This window comes from Ligilactobacillus agilis DSM 20509 (genome assembly GCF_001436215.1).
Classification (GTDB): Bacteria; Bacillota; Bacilli; order Lactobacillales; family Lactobacillaceae; genus Ligilactobacillus; species Ligilactobacillus agilis.
On record NZ_AYYP01000053.1, the window covers coordinates 1 to 315 of the forward strand.

Below are 315 nucleotides of genomic sequence, written 5' to 3' on the forward strand. Positions count from 1 at the left end.
AGTAAGCACTCCATAATTGGACGTTATTGGCAAAAAAAGACCATAAAACCACAATCAAAATGTGAATTTACGGTCTTTTAGTTTGCGACGACGCAGCTTTCTTTGACTTCGGAATTCCATGGCAAATAAGCCTCAACATCAACCTCTTTTCGCTGTTCTAGTAATGAAAAGATATAGTTGAGATATTTAGTGACATCTAGTCCATTCAATTTCGCCGTTTGGATTAAGCTGTACCAGATTGCGTTAGCTTTTGCTCCAGCGTAAGCACTCCATAATTGGACGTTATTGGTAAAAAAAGGCCGTAAAATCACAAAA

General features: G+C 37.8%; 1 protein-coding gene. It reads right to left on the bottom strand.

The annotated features are described in order from the left end of the window. Positions 1–77 precede the first annotated feature (77 nt). Positions 78–315: transposase domain-containing protein (locus FC14_RS06105; protein ID WP_162258663.1), on the bottom strand; the 238-nt coding region annotated here is incomplete at its 5' end.